Annotated in this window: 18 protein-coding genes; 13 read left to right on the forward strand and 5 right to left on the reverse strand. The window is 56.5% G+C overall.

Translation table 11 applies throughout. The features are described 5' to 3' along the window. Positions 1-366: 366 nt before the first annotated feature. The 7 genes from ABLV52_RS12620 (at position 367) to ABLV52_RS12650 (ending at position 7,275) form a co-directional block, all read left to right on the forward strand. The gene (locus ABLV52_RS12620) at positions 367-1,158 is read left to right on the forward strand and encodes a phospho-2-dehydro-3-deoxyheptonate aldolase (protein ID WP_002889868.1); all 792 of its coding nucleotides are present in this window, start codon (positions 367-369) and stop codon (positions 1,156-1,158) included. A 14-nt stretch (positions 1,159-1,172) separates the two neighbouring features. Beyond that, positions 1,173-1,724: a glycerol-3-phosphate responsive antiterminator gene (locus ABLV52_RS12625; protein WP_002889866.1), complete on the forward strand. Its 552-nt coding sequence runs from the start codon at positions 1,173-1,175 to the stop codon at positions 1,722-1,724. Positions 1,725-1,744: 20 nt separating this feature from the next. Next, positions 1,745-3,283, forward strand: coding sequence for an FGGY-family carbohydrate kinase (locus ABLV52_RS12630; protein ID WP_048296783.1), 1,539 nt, complete (start codon positions 1,745-1,747; stop codon positions 3,281-3,283). An 11-nt stretch (positions 3,284-3,294) separates the two neighbouring features. Then, positions 3,295-4,056, forward strand: a complete 762-nt coding sequence (locus ABLV52_RS12635; RefSeq protein ID WP_023288524.1) for an SDR family oxidoreductase — start codon at positions 3,295-3,297, stop codon at positions 4,054-4,056. A 16-nt stretch (positions 4,057-4,072) separates the two neighbouring features. Then, positions 4,073-5,068 carry a 2-hydroxyacid dehydrogenase gene (locus tag ABLV52_RS12640; protein ID WP_044521147.1) on the forward strand — a complete coding sequence of 332 codons (996 nt, stop codon included), beginning with the start codon at positions 4,073-4,075 and terminating at the stop codon, positions 5,066-5,068. An 88-nt stretch (positions 5,069-5,156) separates the two neighbouring features. Then, complete coding sequence (locus ABLV52_RS12645) at positions 5,157-6,419, forward strand: PTS transporter subunit IIC (protein ID WP_023288522.1); 1,263 nt, start codon at positions 5,157-5,159, stop codon at positions 6,417-6,419. Positions 6,420-6,636: 217 nt separating this feature from the next. Then, complete coding sequence (locus ABLV52_RS12650; RefSeq protein ID WP_348890457.1) at positions 6,637-7,275, forward strand: glutathione S-transferase family protein; 639 nt, start codon at positions 6,637-6,639, stop codon at positions 7,273-7,275. A gap of 40 nt (positions 7,276-7,315) precedes the next feature. Here the strand turns inward: ABLV52_RS12650 and ABLV52_RS12655 are convergent, their stop codons facing one another. Next, the gene (locus ABLV52_RS12655) at positions 7,316-8,065 is read right to left on the reverse strand and encodes a class I SAM-dependent methyltransferase (protein ID WP_050533125.1); all 750 of its coding nucleotides are present in this window, start codon (positions 8,063-8,065) and stop codon (positions 7,316-7,318) included. A 57-nt stretch (positions 8,066-8,122) separates the two neighbouring features. Beyond that, a complete protein-coding gene (locus ABLV52_RS12660; protein ID WP_032453046.1) occupies positions 8,123-8,380 on the reverse strand; it encodes a YjhX family toxin in 258 nt (85 codons plus the stop codon). A 466-nt stretch (positions 8,381-8,846) separates the two neighbouring features. Between ABLV52_RS12660 and glaH the strand changes: the two genes are divergently transcribed. The 6 genes from glaH (at position 8,847) to csiR (ending at position 16,162) form a co-directional block, all read left to right on the forward strand. Continuing rightward, positions 8,847-9,824, forward strand: coding sequence for a glutarate dioxygenase GlaH (gene glaH, locus ABLV52_RS12665; RefSeq protein ID WP_048334107.1), 978 nt, complete (start codon positions 8,847-8,849; stop codon positions 9,822-9,824). Positions 9,825-9,851: 27 nt separating this feature from the next. Next, positions 9,852-11,120 (forward strand): L-2-hydroxyglutarate oxidase, encoded by a 1,269-nt coding sequence (gene lhgO, locus ABLV52_RS12670; protein ID WP_048334105.1) that lies wholly within the window; start codon positions 9,852-9,854, stop codon positions 11,118-11,120. A gap of 23 nt (positions 11,121-11,143) precedes the next feature. Next, positions 11,144-12,592, forward strand: coding sequence for an NADP-dependent succinate-semialdehyde dehydrogenase (gabD, locus tag ABLV52_RS12675; RefSeq protein WP_023288516.1), 1,449 nt, complete (start codon positions 11,144-11,146; stop codon positions 12,590-12,592). A gap of 12 nt (positions 12,593-12,604) precedes the next feature. After that, a complete protein-coding gene (gene gabT, locus ABLV52_RS12680) occupies positions 12,605-13,888 on the forward strand; it encodes a 4-aminobutyrate--2-oxoglutarate transaminase (protein WP_348890458.1) in 1,284 nt (427 codons plus the stop codon). A 135-nt stretch (positions 13,889-14,023) separates the two neighbouring features. Beyond that, a complete protein-coding gene (gene gabP, locus ABLV52_RS12685) occupies positions 14,024-15,424 on the forward strand; it encodes a GABA permease (protein ID WP_032453065.1) in 1,401 nt (466 codons plus the stop codon). Positions 15,425-15,469: 45 nt separating this feature from the next. After that, positions 15,470-16,162, forward strand: coding sequence for a DNA-binding transcriptional regulator CsiR (gene csiR / locus ABLV52_RS12690; RefSeq protein ID WP_348890459.1), 693 nt, complete (start codon positions 15,470-15,472; stop codon positions 16,160-16,162). A gap of 97 nt (positions 16,163-16,259) precedes the next feature. On the opposite strand, the gene crl is transcribed toward csiR, so the two are convergent. From crl to gpt, 3 genes are all read right to left on the reverse strand, one after another. After that, a complete protein-coding gene (crl, locus tag ABLV52_RS12695) occupies positions 16,260-16,658 on the reverse strand; it encodes a sigma factor-binding protein Crl (protein ID WP_002889793.1) in 399 nt (132 codons plus the stop codon). 57 nt (positions 16,659-16,715) lie between these two features. Then, entirely contained in the window at positions 16,716-17,960 is a 1,245-nt protein-coding gene (frsA, locus tag ABLV52_RS12700) for an esterase FrsA (RefSeq protein ID WP_023288512.1), read from the reverse strand. A gap of 105 nt (positions 17,961-18,065) precedes the next feature. Then, complete coding sequence (gene gpt / locus ABLV52_RS12705) at positions 18,066-18,524, reverse strand: xanthine phosphoribosyltransferase (protein WP_002889733.1); 459 nt, start codon at positions 18,522-18,524, stop codon at positions 18,066-18,068. Between the last annotated feature and the right edge of the window lie 112 nt (positions 18,525-18,636).

The raw sequence follows: 18,636 nt of genomic DNA on the forward strand, positions 1-18,636 counted from the left end.
ATGCGGATGAAATAAACGCCTGGCGTTCTCCCCCTTGTCAGGATGCGTTATTGCCTGGTTTTTTAAGGGTTCGGTTTCTGTATTTAACCCGGCACTTTTCACGTCATACAACATATTGATGTGATGAATCTCTCATTTCAACGACACCAACTGGACAGTAAGTTATCGCGTGTGTTAGTTATTTAATCACGCAAGAGAACAGATTTAATTTAAACAAAAGTTAAACCTTTCTCACTTTGCTAAAAAATTGCATTGATAATGCTTTGGATTCCCGAACCATTATCAAAAGGGTATGTGAACAGAAAGCCCTCAGAGACGCGAGTCTCTGAGGGCTTTTTTTTTGTTTTTTATCTCAGGAGTAAATAAATGTCTAAAGAACGTCGTCTCTCAAGAATATTCGCAAAAGATGGTAAATCCGTGACCTTAGCGCTGGATGGCTACTATTTTTCCACGAAAACAAATGGTATTGATAATACGATAAATCAGCTCCCTGCTCTGGTGGAACACGGCCTGGATTGTGCGCTCGTCACGTACGGCATGTTGAAGAATTATCGTGAAGCGCTGAACAGCGTTCCCGTTGTGTTACGCGTCGACAGCACGGTCAGTATCTTTGACAATACCGTTCCCGATACTACCCCCGTTTTTTCCGTCGAAGATGCGCTTAAAGTCGCTGCCGAGGGAGTGGTCTGCATGACCTTCCCCGGCGCCTTCAATGAAGAAAAAACCCACATTATGGCGATGCAACTCGCGCAGGCAGCGGATCGCTGGAACGTACCGCTGATTGTCGAATCGCTCCCGTATGGTTATCCCGTCACCAGCGATGACTCTAACAATCCGGCGATCATCGCTGCATCGGCCCGCGCAGCGGTGGAGCTGGGCGCGGACGTCATCAAAACGCGTTTTACCGGTTCACCAGAGGACCGACTGATCGTTGAAGCTGCTGGCGTGCCGGTGCTTGCCTTAGGGGGGCCAAAAACCGGCATCGATGGTTACTTCAAATTTGTTCAGCACTGTATGCAGATGGGTGCGAAAGGCGTGGCTGTGGGACGAAACATTACCCAGGATCCGCAGCCGGCGAAAGTGGTAGCAGGTCTGAATGCCATCATCCATGAAAACGCAACAGCGGAAGATGCATACAGCCTCTACATGGCTAAATAACATCGGAAATTAATATGATTTCAAATAACACCATCATCCCTTCCATCAGGAAGTATAAATACTTTGAGAAAGCATTATCCTGCCAGTCAGAATATGTGCTGCTATCCGAAGCGAATATCGGCAATCTGCAGTCGCTGATTGGCAAATGCCATCAAAGCGGTAAGAAAGTCCTCGTTCACCTTGAATTACTGGGTGGTTTCAAACCGGATCAGGCGGGGATCAATCTACTGAAAAATTATTATAAGGTTGATGGTGTTATTTCTTCCAATCTCTCCGCGCTACGCTACGCCAAAAAAGAGGGATTGCTGACCGTATATCGGGTTTTACTTATCGATTCGCGATCGCTTGATCAGTCGCTCGATATTGTTAAACACAGTCCACCGGACGCAATTGAAATCTTACCTGCTGAATATGCCTGCCAGTGTCTGGAGTTGATTAGCCGAAATTTGAAAGGCTTTGATGTGGTATTCATCGCCGGAGGCTTTGTTAAGCGCAAATACCTTGTAGATAAAATATTCCATGCCGGATTTAAAGGGATAACCACCAGCGAGCCCGGCTTATGGTAACCAATAAGGAGTCCACGCGAATGAAAGATGAATACGTCATGGGCATCGACAATGGTGGAACCGTCACCAAGGCAGCCATCTATGACCGTAAAGGACAGGTTCTCGCGATCGCCTCAAAATCCACGCAGATGCTGACACCCCGGGAATTCCACACAGAGCGCAGTATCGATGAGCTGTGGGCCGCGAATGTCGAAGTGATTAAAAAAGCGATTGAGCAATCAGGTATTGATGCCAGCCAGATAAAAGGAGTGGCCGTCACCGGTCATGGTAACGGTCTGTATCTGGTTGACGAAGAAGGTCACCCGGTGCGTAACGGCATTATATCCACCGACAGCCGGGCAAAAGAGTACGTTGAGAGATGGCAACGCTCGCCAGAATTCCTTACCGACATTTTGCCAAAAACAATGCAGTCCATCTGGGCCGGACAACCTGTCGCCTTGCTGGCATGGCTGAAGGACTTCGAGCCCGAGACGCTGCAAAAAGCGCGTTATATTTTTATGGTCAAGGACCTGATCCGTTTTTACCTGACCGGAGAGGCTTTTCTTGAGCTGACCGATATCTCAGGCACCAACCTGATCAACGTACGTGACTGCAAGTATGACGATGAACTACTGGCATGGTGGGGACTTGATGAACTGCGGGACAAATTGCCCCCCATCAAACGCTCAACGGAATGCTGCGGAAAAATCACTGACGACGTGGCCCGTCTGACCGGTTTATGCGCAGGTACGCCGGTTTCTGGCGGGGTGTTTGATATCTCGGCCTCTTCCATTGCCTCGGGGATCAACAGTCTCGATAAGATGGCGATCGTCACCGGCACCTGGAGCATAAACGAATACGTTACCGACCACCCGGTTATTGATAAAGACCTGTTTATGACCTCCATTTATCCCATTGAGGGTAAATGGCTCATCACCGAGGCCAGCCCCACCTCCGCGAGCAACCTGGAGTGGTTTATTAACAACTTTATGGAGAGCGATCGGAAAACCTCCGCCGAACAAGGATCGTCGGTCTATGACCTGTGCAATAAGCTGGTTTCGTCCACGACGCCGGATGAAAGCCACCTGCTGTTCTTTCCGTTCGTGTTTGGCTCTAACACCATTCCCGACGCCTCGGCCGGCTTTATCGGTGTAAACAGCTTTCATAAAAAAGCCCATTTTCTGCGGGCGATTTATGAGGGCGTGGCCTTTAGCCATCTCTACCACACCGAGCGCTTGCGCAATATTAACCCGAAGTTAAGCCGCACAATTCGTATTGCCGGCGGTGTCACGAACTCCCCGGTCTGGCTACAGATATTCGCCGATATCTTCCAGGCCACGCTGGAAATTGTTGACGTCAAAGAGCACGGGACCCTGGGTACCGCGATGACCGCAGCCGTCATGGTGGGCTGGTTTGCAGAGGTATTTGCTGCCTCAAACGAAATGGTCCATGTCTCACGCACCGTCTCCCCTAATCCGGAAAACCACCGGGTCTACCAGACCAAATACCAGCTTTATAAAAACCTGTTATCAGAAATGCAGTCGCCGTGGAAAAGCTGCAGCAACTACATCGCGCACTAAGTGAGGAAAAAATGGATCTGAATTTAACGAATCGTACGGCCATCGTGACAGGCGGCGCAACCGGCCTGGGGAAAGAGTTTGTTCTTTCTCTCGCCAAAGAAGGCGTCAATATCTGCTTTACCTATATGCGGGAAGAAGAGCATCCCGAACGGCTGATCGAAACGGTGAAGGCCAGCGCGAACGTAGAGATCATCGCGGTTAAAACCGATCTCTCTGACGAACAGAGCCGGGAAAATCTGTTTGCCACCTGTATCGACAGACTGGGCAAAGCCGACATTCTGGTGAATAACGCCGGGATCTGGCTGAGCGGCTACGTCACCGAGATCAGCCCGCAGGACTGGGATCTGGTGATGAATGTCAATCTGAAAGCCATCTTCCATCTCAGCCAGCTATTTGTAAATCACTGCCTGCAGCATGACCGGATGGGCAGCATTCTGAATATTACCTCGCAGGCCGCGTTCCACGGCTCCACGACGGGACATGCGCACTACGCGGCAAGTAAGGCCGGTCTGGTCGCCTTTGCTATTTCTCTGGCGCGGGAAGTCGCCAAACAAAAAATCAATGTGAACAATATCGCCGTCGGGATCATGGATACTGCGATGATCCGTAAGAACATTGAGCAAAACCCTGACTATTACGTCAGTCGTATTCCGGTGGGCCGCGTGGCTCAGCCTCAGGAAATTGCCGACATCGGTGTCTTCATGGTTTCTCCTAAGACCAGCTATATGACGGGAGCAACTCTGGACGTTACCGGCGGTATGTTGATGCGTTAATCGAGGGAGAATCATTATGAAATGTCTGGCAATTGCCGATCTGTTTATCAATGCAGCAATGATGGAATCAGGACTGAAAGCGCTCAGGGATAACGGGATTGAAGTCGAAGTACGCGAGTGGTCACATGACTCCATTGAGAAACTTCAGGAAGATAATCTGCGGGTTGAACAGGAAGGCGCGGAAGCCGTGGCCTTACCGGAAGATCTGCTTCAGGGAGCGGGTGATATTGACATCCTGATCACTCAGTTTGCCCCCGTCAATACTGCGGTGTTCGATAAACTACCCACGCTGAAATATGTAGGCGTACTCCGCGGTGGCGTGGAAAACGTGAATCTTGAGGTGGCGAACGCCCGGGGCGTTGAGGTGATGAACACCCCTGGGCGTAACGCTCGCAGCGTCGCTGAATTCACGGTCGGCATGATCCTGGCGGAAATGCGCAATATCGCCCGGTCACACGATGCCCTGCGTGACAAATACTGGCGTAAAGACAGCCCGAACCATCAGGCGATCCCGGAGCTTGGCGGAAAAGTCGTGGGGCTGGTTGGCCTCGGCCATATTGCCCAACTGGTCGCGGGATTTCTCAGCGGCTTTGGCACGGAGATTATCTTTTACGATAAGTACGTTGCAGGCCATGAACGTTATGAGAAAGTCGATTCACTGGACGAACTGGTACAACGCGCCGACGTTATCTCGTTACATGCTCGCCTGACGCCGGAAACCGAAAATCTGATTAACGCACACCATTTCGCGCTGATGAAGCGCAGTGCCATCATTGTTAACACGGCACGCTCCGGGTTAATCAATGAAAAAGAGATGATTGATGCGCTCAGATCCGGGCAAATTATGGGCGCCGCGCTTGATACCTTTGATGACGAACCGCTTCCTGACGACAGTGCATTCTATACCCTGAATAACGTGACCATTACGCCGCATATTGCCGGGAGTACCATTGACGCATTCAGTAATTCGCCCAAACGCTTCGCTGAGATCCTTTTAAAGAAACTCAGTTAAATACTAAAAGAACCATTAAAGGTATTAACAGGGCCCAATGGGCACGGGTTAACTCGTGCCCAATTCGCCCGCCTTTTAAGGAATCATCATGGATATTATCAACAGCATTATTAGTCTGGGGGCATCAGTAATGATGCCAGTAATATTCTTTATTATCGCGCTTTGCTTTGGCGTTAAAATCGGTACGGCATTTAAAGCAGGGATGCTGGTCGGCATTGGTTTTGAAGGGGTGGGGCTGGTGATTGGCCTGCTGCTGACAAACCTGGGCCCGGCATCGCAGGCGATGGTTGAGCGTATCGGCCTGCAGTTAACGGTCGTTGATACCGGTTGGCCTACCGCATCGACTATTGGCTGGGGTTCGCCGCTGATGCTGCCCGTCGTGGTGGGCTTTATCGTCATCAACCTGGCCATGCTTCTGTTGAAATTAACCAAAACGGTGAATATCGATATTTTTAATTACTGGATTTTCCTGATCATGGGGTCTGTGGTCTATGCCGGAACGGGAAATTACTGGCTTTCTGTCGGTATTACTTTCGCTATTTTTGTGTTGACGCTATTGGCCGCAGATTTAACGGCGCCGTATTTACAAAAAAACTATAATCTTAAAGGGATATCATTCCCACATCTTACCTGTATAGCTTACGTGCCGTTTGGCATTGCCTGTAATTACATCATTGATAAGATCCCGCTCATCAATAAAATCAATTTCGATCCGGAAAGTATTAATAAAAAATTCGGCGTTTTTGGCGAGCCTCTTACCCTGGGGTTTGTGCTGGGACTGCTGTTGGCTTTCCTGGCTGGATATGACATTTCCGCTGCCGTTTCACTGGCCATTAAGGTTTCAGCCGCCATGCTGCTGCTGCCGAAAATGATTGAAATTCTGGTGCAGGGATTGTTGATTGTTCGTGATGCCGCTGAAGCAAAACTGAAGGCTAAATTTCCGGGGCGCGATTTTTACATCGGGATGGATACGGCGTTATTGATCGGTGAACCTTCGGTACTGGCGACCGGTCTGCTGTTAATCCCTATGGCTGTGGTGCTGTCTATCATTCTGCCCGGCAACCGCGTACTTCCCTTTGTCGATCTGGCTTCGTTAATGTTCCTGCTGGCAATGGTCACGCCGTTCTGTAAACGAAATATGTTCCGCATGTTCATAACCGGAACCCTGATCGTGACCTGCATCCTGTATGTCGGGACGGACATTTCGCAAGAATATACTCAGGCGGCGGTGAACTCACATATTCCGGTACCGGAAGGGATGGCCGAGATCACCAATATCGTCGGCGGCGCCACGACGCCTGTCGGCTGGCTGGCCGTCAAATTTGGCGAGTTTTTTAGCGCCACACCTTAGTACAAGACCACTTAAGTAAACAGAGGGCAAACTGTTGCCCTCTGTTTCTTCCTCTCATTCTGTGCGCTGAATAGCTGGCTCAGCGACGCTCCTGGTTTGAACATCTGACCAGCGCATCCGCCCCCTGCGCGGCGAGGTGGCTCATTTCTTTTGTGACCCCTCCCGTTTTCAACCCTACCTGCTATGCTCCTTCTTTCCCTGTTCACAGGAGATCCCGATGCTGACTATCTGGGGCCGAAAAACTTCCTCTAACGTGCAGGCGCTGATGTGGTGTGTTGGCGAGCTTGGTCTGGACTATCTCCGCTTCGACGTGGGCCATCGCTATGGCGGTACCGACAGCGAGGCGTTTTATCAGCTCAATCCCAATCGTACGGTGCCAGTGCTGCAGGATGGAGATAATCCGCCGCTGTGGGAAACCGGCGCGATCCTTCGCTATTTAGCCAGTCGCTACGCCGACGACGCCTTCTGGCCGGGCGACCTGCTGGCTCGTACTGAGATTGATCGCTGGGCCGAGTGGTCAAAGCAGAATATTGCCCTCGGCTTTACGGCGCCGGTGTTCTGGCGCGTGGTGCGCACGCCTGCCGCCGAGCGGGATCCGCAGTCCATCGCCGCGGCGGTGACGGCCCTGGAGAAAAAGCTGGCGATTGCCGAGGCACGTCTCGCCGGCAGTCGCTATCTGGCGGGCGATACGCTCACCCTGGCCGACATCCAGTTTGGTCATGTGCTGTACCGCTACTTTGCAATCGATATCCCCCGTCGTCCCCTCCCCCATCTTGCGGCCTATTATGCACGGCTAACCGCACGGCCCGCCTTTCGCCAACACGTCATGGTCAGCTACGACGAGCTGAAGGTCTGAAGATGGTCGGTAGCGCCTCCCGACGCTACCGACACGCTGGTTAACGCGCCATCAGGACAAACACGCCCCAGCCGAGATATTCCCGGGTCCAGGTGACATGGTGCAGCGGCGCGGTGGTCAACTGCTGGCGAACCTCCGGCGCGAAGTCATCGTGCGGATTGGCCTCCAGCCAGCGGCGCATCGTCAGCCATTTCGCCGCTTCATAACGATCCCAGCCCTCCTGGTCCGCCAGCACCATCTCCACTACGTCATAGCCCAGTTCGCCGAAGTGGGCGACCAGCGCCGGCAGCGTCAGGAAGTCGTCGGGAGAGTGCGCGCCGCAGGCAACCGCCTCTTCCGCCGTGGCGGGGCGTTTGCGCCACCATGGCTCGCCGATCAGCAGCATGCCGCCTGGGTTAAGGCTCTGCTTCAGCAGCGCAATCGTGCCTGCCACGCCGCCGCCGATCCACGTTGCCCCCACGCAGGCGGCAATATCGCACGGCTGACTGGCGACATACCCGCTGGCATCCTGGTGCACAAAGGTCACCCGGTCGCTCACCCCGAGCGCCTCTGCCCGGGCGGCCGCCTGCTGGCTGAACAGCAGGCTCATGTCCACCCCGGTGCCGACGATCTGATGATCGCGCGCCCAGCTACAGAGCATCTCTCCGGAGCCGCTGCCGAGATCAAGAATGGAGGCGCCCGGCGCCATTCGCAGCGCTCGCCCCAGCGTGGCGTACTTTTCCGGGGTAAAGGGGTTATGAATACGGTGTTCGCTTTCACTGATAGTAAAAATGCGAGGGATATCGATCATGGGTTTTTCTCCTTGAGAGCCATACGCCCGGGCAGCGACCCTGCCCGGGTCGCTGTATCAGCGGTTGTCCGCCTGTGCGCGAACGTTGGTCAAACCGGTGGTGTTGATCCGGTACGGCTGGCCATTCACCGACTTAATCAGCTTTTTGGTTTTGAGCTTTTTGAAGACCGCGAGGGTGCAGTCGCTCAGCAACAGCCCTTCCCGGGTGTAGCATTCGACGGCGGTAATGCGGCCGGAGGTATCGCGGACGTGCGCAATACGGCCACCTTTGGCGAGTACGTGTAAGGTCCGTTGTTCCTGACGGGATAAATTCATACTGAAACCTGTTCATTATCATGTGCGAAAACATGCCTACACCCGCAGGTGTGTGCGTAAGGTTTAAGCGCAGCGATAATCAGTCCGGCCTGGGCAGGTCGGGAAGCTGATTATCTGATAATGACATTCTCCAGCATCGAAGCCTCGGTGAGCATTGAAAGGTATTTACCGGCTGAATGTTAACACCTTCATCTGGTAAGGGTATTGCACAGATTAAAAACTGTGATCGGCGTTATGATTTACCTTCACCCTCCCCGGCATTTTGCCTTTTCCGCCACCCGCTTTGTTCCACAACGTTAACCACCGCCTTATCCCCCTCGCATTGTTAAATAATTGTTGGCAGATCACAAAATAGAAACAAAAAGGCCATTTCGTACGCATTTTATAAAAATGTAGATATTTTTAATTTATGGCTACGAAATGAACATCACCCTGACCTTCCATTCCATTGCGAGGAACGATCCTGATGAACGCCCTGACCGCAGTAAAACCGACATCCGCGCCGTTAGCTCAACACTTCCCTGGCTTTACCGTCGCCCCTTCCGCCCAGTCGCCGCGCCTGCTGGAGCTCACCTTTTCCGCCGACACCACCGCCCAGTTTCTGCAGCAGGTCGCGCAGTGGCCGGTGCAGGCGCTGGAGTACAAATCTTTCTTACGCTTCCAGGTGGGCAAGATCCTCGACGATCTGTGCGGCAACCAGCTGCAGCCGCTGCTGATCAAAACGCTGCTCGACCGCGCGGAAGGCGCGCTGCTGATCAACGGCGAAGGGATCGATCACGTCAGCCAGGCCGAGGAGATGGTCAAGCTGGCCACCGCCGTGGCGCACCTGATTGGCCGTTCCAATTTCGACGCCATGAGCGGCCAGTATTACGCCCGTTTCGTGGTGAAAAACGTCGATAACTCCGACAGCTATCTGCGCCAGCCGCACCGGGTGATGGAGCTGCACAACGACGGCACTTACGTCGAAGAGCAAACCGACTATGTGCTGATGATGAAGATCGACGAGCAGAACATGCAGGGCGGCAATTCCCTGCTGCTGCATCTCGACGACTGGGAGCACCTCGACGAATTCTTCCGCGACCCGCTCGCCCGCCGCCCGATGCGCTGGGCCGCGCCGCCGAGCAAAAACGTCAGCAAAGATGTCTTCCACCCGGTATTCGACGTCGACCAGCTGGGTCGCCCGGTGATGCGCTATATCGACCAGTTCGTCCAGCCGAAAGATTTCGAAGAAGGCACCTGGCTGAGCCGCCTCTCCGACGCGCTGGAGACCAGCAAAAACATTCTTTCTGTACCGGTTCCGGTAGGCAAATTTCTGTTGATAAACAACCTGTTCTGGCTGCACGGCCGCGACCGCTTTACGCCGCACCCGGACCTGCGCCGCGAGCTGATGCGCCAGCGCGGCTACTTTGCGTATTCCACGAATCATTACCAGACTCATCAATAAGAGTTTTCAGGCGAAGGAATTGAGCGGATGTATGATTTCGTGATTATCGGCGGCGGCATCATCGGCATGTCGACCGCCATGCAGTTAATTGAGATTTACCCGGACGCCCGCATTGCGCTGCTGGAAAAAGAGGCCGGCCCGGCCTGCCATCAGACCGGCCATAACAGCGGCGTGATCCACGCCGGGGTGTACTACACGCCCGGCAGCCTCAAGGCGCAGTTTTGCCTCGCCGGCAACCGCGCCACCAAAGCCTTTTGCGAGCAGAACGGCATCCGCTACGACGTCTGCGGCAAGATGCTGGTCGCCACCTCGCCGCTGGAGATGGAGCGGATGCGCGCCCTGTGGGATCGCACCGCCGCCAACGGCCTGCAGCGGGAATGGCTGAGCGCCGGGGAGCTGCGCGAGCGCGAACCGAACATCAGCGGACTCGGCGGGATCTTCGTCCCTTCCAGCGGCATCGTCAGCTACCGCGACGTGGCGGCGGCGATGGCGAAGAACTTCGAATCGAAAGGCGGCGCCATCGTCTACAACGCCGAAGTCAGCGCCCTGAAAGAACATGCCAGCGGCGTGGTCGTCCACACCCGCCAGGGCGGCGAGTATGAGGCCTCGACGCTGATTACCTGTTCCGGGCTGATGGCCGATCGACTGGTGAAAATGCTCGGCGTCGATCCCGGGTTTATCATCTGCCCGTTCCGCGGGGAGTATTTTCAGCTCGCTGCGCAGCACAATCAGATCGTCAACCATCTGATCTATCCGATCCCCGATCCGGCGATGCCGTTCCTCGGCGTCCACCTGACCCGCATGATCGACGGCAGCGTCACCGTCGGCCCCAACGCCGTGCTGGCCCTGAAGCGCGAAGGCTATCGCAAGCGCGATATTTCGCTGGCCGATACCCTGGAGATCCTCACCTCGCCCGGCATTCGCCGGGTACTGCAAAACAACCTGCGCTCCGGGCTGGGCGAAATGAAAAATTCGCTGTGCCGAAGCGGCTATCTGCGGCTGGTGCAGAAATACTGCCCGAGCCTGACATTAAGCGATTTGCGCCCGTGGCCGGCCGGCGTGCGGGCGCAGGCGGTGTCGCCGCAGGGCAAACTGATCGACGATTTTCTCTTCGTCACCACCGCGCGTTCCATTCACACCTGTAACGCGCCGTCACCCGCGGCGACGTCGGCTATCCCGATCGGCGCGCATATCGTCAGCAAGGTGCAGACCCTGCTGGCCAGCCAGAGCAATCCCGGACGCACGCTGCGTGCGGCACGTAGCGTGGAGACACTACACGCCGCTTTTACCCGTTAACCCCCTGAAGACAGGAAGCGATTATGCAACTCAACGATATGACTCTGTTTCGCCAGCAGGCGCTGATTGATGGTCAGTGGCGCGATGCGCCCAACGGCGACGTGATTGCGGTGACCAACCCCGCCAACGGCGAGCAGCTCGGCAGCGTGCCGAAAATGGGCGCTGACGAAACCCGACAAGCGATCGAAGCCGCTAACCGCGCCCTTCCCGCCTGGCGCGCCCTCACCGCCAAAGAGCGGGCGAATATTCTGCGCCGCTGGTTCGATCTCATGCTGGAGAACCAGGACGATCTCGCCCGTCTAATGACCCTCGAACAGGGGAAACCGCTGGCGGAAGCCAAAGGCGAAATCAGCTACGCCGCCTCCTTTATTGAATGGTTCGCCGAAGAAGGTAAACGCATTTACGGCGACACCATTCCGGGCCACCAGGCCGACAAGCGCCTGCTGGTGATTAAGCAGCCCATCGGCGTCACCGCCGCCATCACCCCGTGGAACTTCCCGGCGGCGATGATCACCCGCAAAGCGGGCCCGGCGCTGGCCGCGGGCTGCACCATGGTCCTGAAACCGGCCAGCCAGACGCCGTTTTCCGCGCTGGCGCTGGCCGAACTGGCGAATCGCGCCGGGATCCCCGCCGGGGTGTTCAACGTCGTCACCGGCTCAGCCGGCGCGGTCGGCGGCGAACTGACCAGCAACCCGCTGGTACGCAAGCTCTCCTTTACCGGCTCGACCGAGATTGGCCGCCAGCTGATGGAGCAGTGCGCGAAAGACATCAAAAAAGTCTCCCTGGAGCTGGGCGGCAACGCGCCGTTTATCGTCTTCGACGATGCCGATCTCGATAAAGCCGTCGAGGGGGCGCTGGCGTCGAAGTTCCGCAACGCCGGGCAAACCTGCGTCTGCGCCAACCGCCTGTACGTCCAGGACGGGGTGTATGACCGTTTCGCCGAGAAGCTGCAGCAGGCGGTGGAAAAACTGCGCATCGGCGACGGCCTGCAGGAGGGCGTCACGACCGGCCCGCTGATCGACGAGAAAGCCGTCGCCAAAGTTGAAGAACACATTGCCGACGCCATCGCCAAAGGCGCAAAGGTGGTCACCGGCGGCAAACCGCACGCCCTGGGCGGCAACTTCTTCCAGCCCACCATCCTGGTCAACGTGCCCGACAGCGCCAAAGTGGCGAAAGAGGAGACCTTCGGCCCGCTGGCCCCGCTGTTCCGCTTTAAAGATGAAGCCGACGTCATTGCCCAGGCCAACGATACCGAGTTCGGTCTCGCCGCCTATTTCTACGCCCGCGATCTGAGCCGTGTGTTCCGCGTCGGCGAAGCGCTGGAGTACGGCATCATCGGCATCAATACCGGAATTATCTCCACCGAAGTCGCTCCGTTCGGCGGCGTTAAGGCCTCCGGCCTCGGCCGCGAAGGGTCGAAGTACGGCATCGAAGACTACTTAGAAATCAAATACATGTGTATTGGCCTTTAACAGGGGTGACGGATGAACAGCAATAAAGCAATGATGGCGCGTCGCAACGACGCGGTCCCGCGCGGCGTCGGCCAGATCCATCCTGTCTTCGCCGAGCGCGCGGAGAACTGCCGGGTGTGGGACGTCGAAGGGCGGGAATATCTCGATTTTGCCGGCGGTATCGCGGTGCTCAATACCGGCCACCTGCATCCGCAGATTGTCGCCGCCGTGGAGGACCAGCTGAAAAAGCTGTCCCATACCTGCTTCCAGGTGCTGGCCTACGAGCCCTACCTGGCGCTGTGCGAAAAGATGAACCAGAAGGTGCCTGGTGATTTCGCCAAGAAAACCCTGCTGGTGACCACCGGGTCGGAAGCGGTGGAGAACGCAGTGAAGATCGCCCGCGCGGCAACCGGGCGCAGCGGCGCGATCGCCTTCACCGGCGCCTATCACGGCCGCACTCACTACACCCTGTCGCTGACCGGTAAAGTGAATCCATACTCCGCCGGTATGGGCTTAATGCCGGGTCACGTCTATCGCGCCCTCTATCCGTGCGCGCTGCACGGCGTCAGCGATGAAGAGGCGATCGCCAGAATCCATCGTATCTTCAAAAACGATGCCGCGCCGGAAGATATCGCCGCCATCATTATCGAGCCGGTGCAGGGTGAAGGCGGATTCTATGCCGCCTCCCCGGCCTTTATGCAGCGCCTGCGCGCCCTGTGCGACGAGCACGGCATTATGCTCATCGCCGATGAAGTACAGAGCGGCGCGGGCCGCACCGGTACCCTGTTCGCCATGGAGCAGATGGGCGTCGCGGCGGATATCACCACCTTCGCCAAATCCATCGCCGGCGGTTTCCCGCTGGCGGGCGTCACCGGCCGCGCGGAGGTGATGGACGCCATCGCCCCGGGCGGACTGGGCGGCACCTACGCCGGCAACCCCATCGCCTGCGCCGCCGCCCTGGCGGTATTGCAGATTTTCGAGCAGGAGAATCTGCTGGAAAAAGCCAACCAGCTCGGCGATACCCTGCGCCAGGGCCTGCTGGCGATCGCAGAAGATCATCCGGAGATCGGCGACGTGCGCGGTCTGGGAGCAATGATCGCCATTGAGCTGTTTGAAGAGGGCGACCACAGCAGGCCGAACGCCAGGCTGACGGCGGATATTGTCGCCCGGGCGCGCGACAAAGGTCTGATCCTGCTCTCCTGCGGACCGTACTACAACGTGCTGCGCATCCTGGTGCCGCTGACCATCGAAGAGGCGCAGATCGAGCAGGGGCTGAAGATCATCGCCGACTGCTTTACCGAGGCGAAACAGGCATAGCACACCAGACATGCGGACACGAAGTACGTTAGTAAGGGAATAAAGACGAGACCTGCAAAACAACAATAATACGCGTGCCCCGGCGCGGGAATGTCGGGGCGCTCTCCCAGGTGACACACTTCGAGAGGGTAAATGATGGGGCAACTGTCGCAATCACAGGATTTAGGGGCGGGGCTGAAGTCGCGCCACGTCACGATGTTATCTATCGCCGGGGTGATCGGCGCGAGTTTATTTGTCGGATCCAGCGTCGCCATTGCCGAGGCGGGCCCGGCGGTGCTGCTGGCCTATCTGTTTGCCGGACTACTGGTGGTGATGATTATGCGTATGCTGGCCGAAATGGCGGTCGCCACGCCGGATACCGGCTCCTTTTCCACCTACGCCGATAAAGCCATCGGCCGCTGGGCGGGGTATACCATCGGCTGGCTGTACTGGTGGTTTTGGGTATTGGTTATTCCGCTGGAAGCCAATATCGCGGCGATTATTTTGCATTCATGGGTGCCGGGCGTCCCGGTGTGGTTGTTCTCTCTGGTCATTACCCTCGCCCTCACCGGCAGTAACCTGCTGAGCGTCAAAAACTACGGCGAATTCGAGTTCTGGCTGGCGCTGTGCAAAGTGGTCGCTATTCTGGCGTTTATCATACTGGGCGCGGTCGCCATTACCGGCTTTTATCCGTATGCCGAGGTGAGCGGCATTTCGCGTCTGTGGGATCACGGCGGCTTTATGCCCAACGGCTTCGGCGCGGTGCTGAGCGCGATGCTGATCACCATGTTCTCGTTTATGGGCGCGGAGATTGTCACTATTGCCGCCGCCGAATCGGATACCCCGGATAAACATATCGTGCGCGCCACCAACTCGGTGATCTGGCGTATCTCTATTTTTTATCTGTGCTCGATCTTTATCGTCGTCGCCCTCATCCCATGGAATATGCCGGGGCTGAAGAGCATCGGCTCCTACCGCTCGGTGCTCGAGCTGCTGCATATTCCCTATGCCAAGCTGATTATGGACGGCGTGATCCTCCTGTCGGTCACCAGCTGTCTGAACTCGGCGCTGTATACCGCCTCGCGGATGCTCTACTCCCTGAGCCGCCGCGGCGATGCGCCGGCCTTCATGGGGCGGACCAACCGCAGCAAAACGCCGTACGTGGCGGTGCTCCTCTCCACCGGCGCGGCGTTCCTCACCGTGGTGGTGAACTACTACGCGCCTGCCAAGGTGTTTAAATTCCTCATCGACAGCTCCGGCGCCATCGCCCTGCTGGTCTATCTGGTGATCGCCGTTTCGCAACTGCGGATGCGTAAAATCCTTCAGGCGCAAGGCGGCGAGATCCGTCTCAGAATGTGGCTCTATCCGTACCTGACCTGGCTGGTGATCGCCTTTATCACCTTCGTGCTGGTGGTGATGCTGTTCCGTCCGGCGCAGCAGCTGGAGGTGATCTCTACCGGCCTGTTAGCATTGGGAATTATTTGTACGGTACCGATTATGTCGCGCTGGAAAAAGCTGGTATTGTGGCAAAAACTGCCGCTGCAAAATACGCGTTAACCCTGTTCCCGGCCCCCGCCGGGAAGAGTATTCAGGAGTAAGATCATGACCGCCATTTCCCAGGCGACGGCCATTGACGGGTACCGTTGGTTAAAAAACGACATCATCCGCGGGGTCTACCAACCCGATGAGAAGCTACGGATGAGCCTGTTGACCTCGCGCTATGCCCTGGGGGTAGGTCCGCTGCGCGAGGCGCTTTCGCAGCTGGTGGCCGAGCGGCTGGTGACGGTGGTCAATCAGAAAGGCTATCGGGTGGCGCCCATGTCGGAACAGGAGCTTCTCGATATCTTCGACGCGCGCGCCGACATGGAAGCCATGCTGGTGCGCCTCGCCATCGAGCGCGGCGGCGATGAGTGGGAGGCGGAGCTGCTGGCCCGCGCCCATCTGCTCAACAAGCTGGAGTCGTGCGAGGCAAGTGAGCGCTTACTCGATGAGTGGGACCAGCGCCACCAGGCGTTTCACACCGCCATCGTCGCCGGCTGCGGTTCGCAGTATCTGCTGCAAATGCGCGAGCGGCTCTTCGATCTGGCAGCCCGCTACCGTTTTATCTGGCTGCGCACCACCGTCCTGTCGGTAGAGATGCTGGAAGATAAGCATGTCCAGCATCAGACCCTGGTGGACGCTATTCTGGCGCGCGACGCCGAGCAGGCCAGCGCGCTGATGCGCGAGCACTTACTGACGCCGATCCCGATTATTCAGCAGGCGATGGCCGGCAAGCTGCAGCCGCAGGCAGTGTGAGTCAGGTGGCGGGGTGGAGAGTGCGGGTGGGGCGGCAAAGCCTTCGTCACGCTCCTCCACGCCGCACGGGCGTGGAGAAATCGTATCTGTAGATCAATCAGGCGCGCAGGCGAACCGGCTCGCTGAAATCGTCGGCCGGTTCCAGCTTCAGATTAAAGGTGGTCAGCAGCGCTGCGGCGCGCTCGTGAAACTCGCGCAGCGTTTTTTCCAGTCTGTCGCTCACTTCCGGGTCGTCAATGTCGACCGCCTGCCATGACCCTTCTTTATTGAACAGGCCAAACTGGTAGCTATAGGTGAAACGTGACTCTTGTGCTTCCATTTCCATCCACCAGCCCCAGAATTCACGCTTCTCCGGTGCGGGCTTAACGTTGACGCAAACTGCCAGGCAATCGAAAAAGAAACGGTTGTCATGGCACTGCTCTTCGCGAATGTAAGGCCCTAGCGCCGTGAATTTCTTGATCAACTTACTTTTCAGGTGTCCACTCGGTAACGTCATTGCGATCTCCTTTAGTGATGCAACTGTTTTACCAAACCAATAGAATTTAGCAATAAATTAACCAAATCTATGGTTGATCCAGCGGGCGATCTGTCGCAATGCGTGATCAAAATTGCGATACACCGGGTTAAACGGGATCTCCAGCAGTTTGCCATCGGCGGATGACGAGGTGATTAACCGCGACTCCTCTTCGGGGCTGAACGGATCGTCCTTCCAGAAGCCGGAGAGCATCGGCGTCGGGCAACGGCGTCCCAGCAGTCCCTGGGTTTTTAACGAGTAGCGGTTGAGCTCCACGCGCAGCGCTTCATCGGACGCGTCATGCATGCCCAGCCGCGAGGCCAGCACGTCGAGGTACATCTCCGGCACGCGCCCCTGATGCAGAGGATCCACCAGCAGACCGTGGACCACCGGCCCCAGACAGGCTACGGCCTTCAGCCGCTGCGGTTCCAGATAACCGAGACGCACCGCAATATTGGCGCCAAAACGGAAGCCGAAGGCGGCGACCCGGGTATGGTCGATCCATGGCACATTTTCCAGATGGCGCAGCGCGTGCTGATGCAGCAGGCTGGTGTCCTGATTCAGCGTCCATTTTGACGAGAAGCCGATGGAGGGCATATCAATGGTCAGCATGGCAATGCCGAGCGGTGAGAAGTAGTTCTCATACAGGTTGTAATAATCCGTCTGCAGCGAGTCCAGCCCCCCGCACATCAGCACCGTCGGAAACGGCCCCTCGCCTTTCGGCATATGCAAAAAGCCGGTTATCGGCGAACCGCCAGGGATGGTGAACTCCAGCTCGCGCAGGGCGCCAGGCAGCCGCTGGGCGGCCTCTTCATACGCCCGGTTGGCTAAAGCCTGCGCCTGTTCCGCCAGCTCATCGCCTTTAATATGCGGATAAGCGGCAATGCTGTACAGGTTCGAAGCATGCAGCCAGTGGCGGCCGCTCAGCAAAGGATCGGCTTCCTGGCCGGCCTTTTGCTGCCACTGCATCGCCTCTTTCGCCCACTCAAAGATCCAGTTGCCGCCGCGATAGCCGATGACGGTATCGAACAGCTCGGGATCCGTTCGTTCGGCCTCGCTCATCACAATGCGCGCTTGCACATCAAGGATCTCCTGCGGGGTTACGCCGCGCCAGATCCACATTAAGCGATTGATCAGACGGTACCAGTGTTCGACGTGATTGCCGCTCAGCGCTGACTGCATCGCCTGGGGTTTTCCGGCAGAAAACCGGCGCACCAGCGTAGAGGTTTCGGGATGTTTGAAGCGAGGTTTAAACAGCGTTTCGCTGAGGTTAGCCTGTGACATGTGCAGTCTCCGTCGTAGTGCCACTCCGGATATTGTAACCTGCTAGAGGATAAAAAAAACCACGCCCGGCAAGCCGGGCGCGGTAAATAGCACTGTCCTGAAGAATTAACGACCTGCGATAGGCGGTACAAACACCACGCCCATATCCCACGGCTGTTCAATCCAGGTATCCTGCGGAATATCAACCACGTAATCATCCACCAGCGGACGGCCTGCCGGTTTGGCGAAAATGGTGACGAAGTGCGCTTTGGGATACATTTCGCGGATCGCCACGGCGGTCCCGCCGGTATCCACCAGATCGTCGATAACGATAAAGCCTTCGCCATCGCCTTCCGCACGTTTCAGTACTTTCAGCTCGCGCTGGTTATCATGGTCGTAGCTGGAGATGCATACGGTATCAACATGACGAATGCCCAGTTCACGCGCCAGTAAGGCTCCCGGTACCAGTCCACCGCGGCTAACGGCAATAATGCCTTTCCATTGCTCAACCGGCAGCAGACGGCTGGCCAGTTTGCGGGCGTGAATCTGCAACATGTCCCAGGTGACGACGTATTTTTCGCTCATGTGAAGTGTCCCAGCCTGTGTAATACGGCTTAAATAATGTTCGAGGGGGAAAATGGTTGCGCGAGATTATAGAGATCTGACGCACTAAAAACCAGTGTTAAGCGGTTTGCGC

Origin of the sequence: Klebsiella sp. GB_Kp056 (assembly GCF_040064755.1) — a bacterium.
Lineage (GTDB): Bacteria > Pseudomonadota > Gammaproteobacteria > Enterobacterales > Enterobacteriaceae > Klebsiella > Klebsiella quasipneumoniae.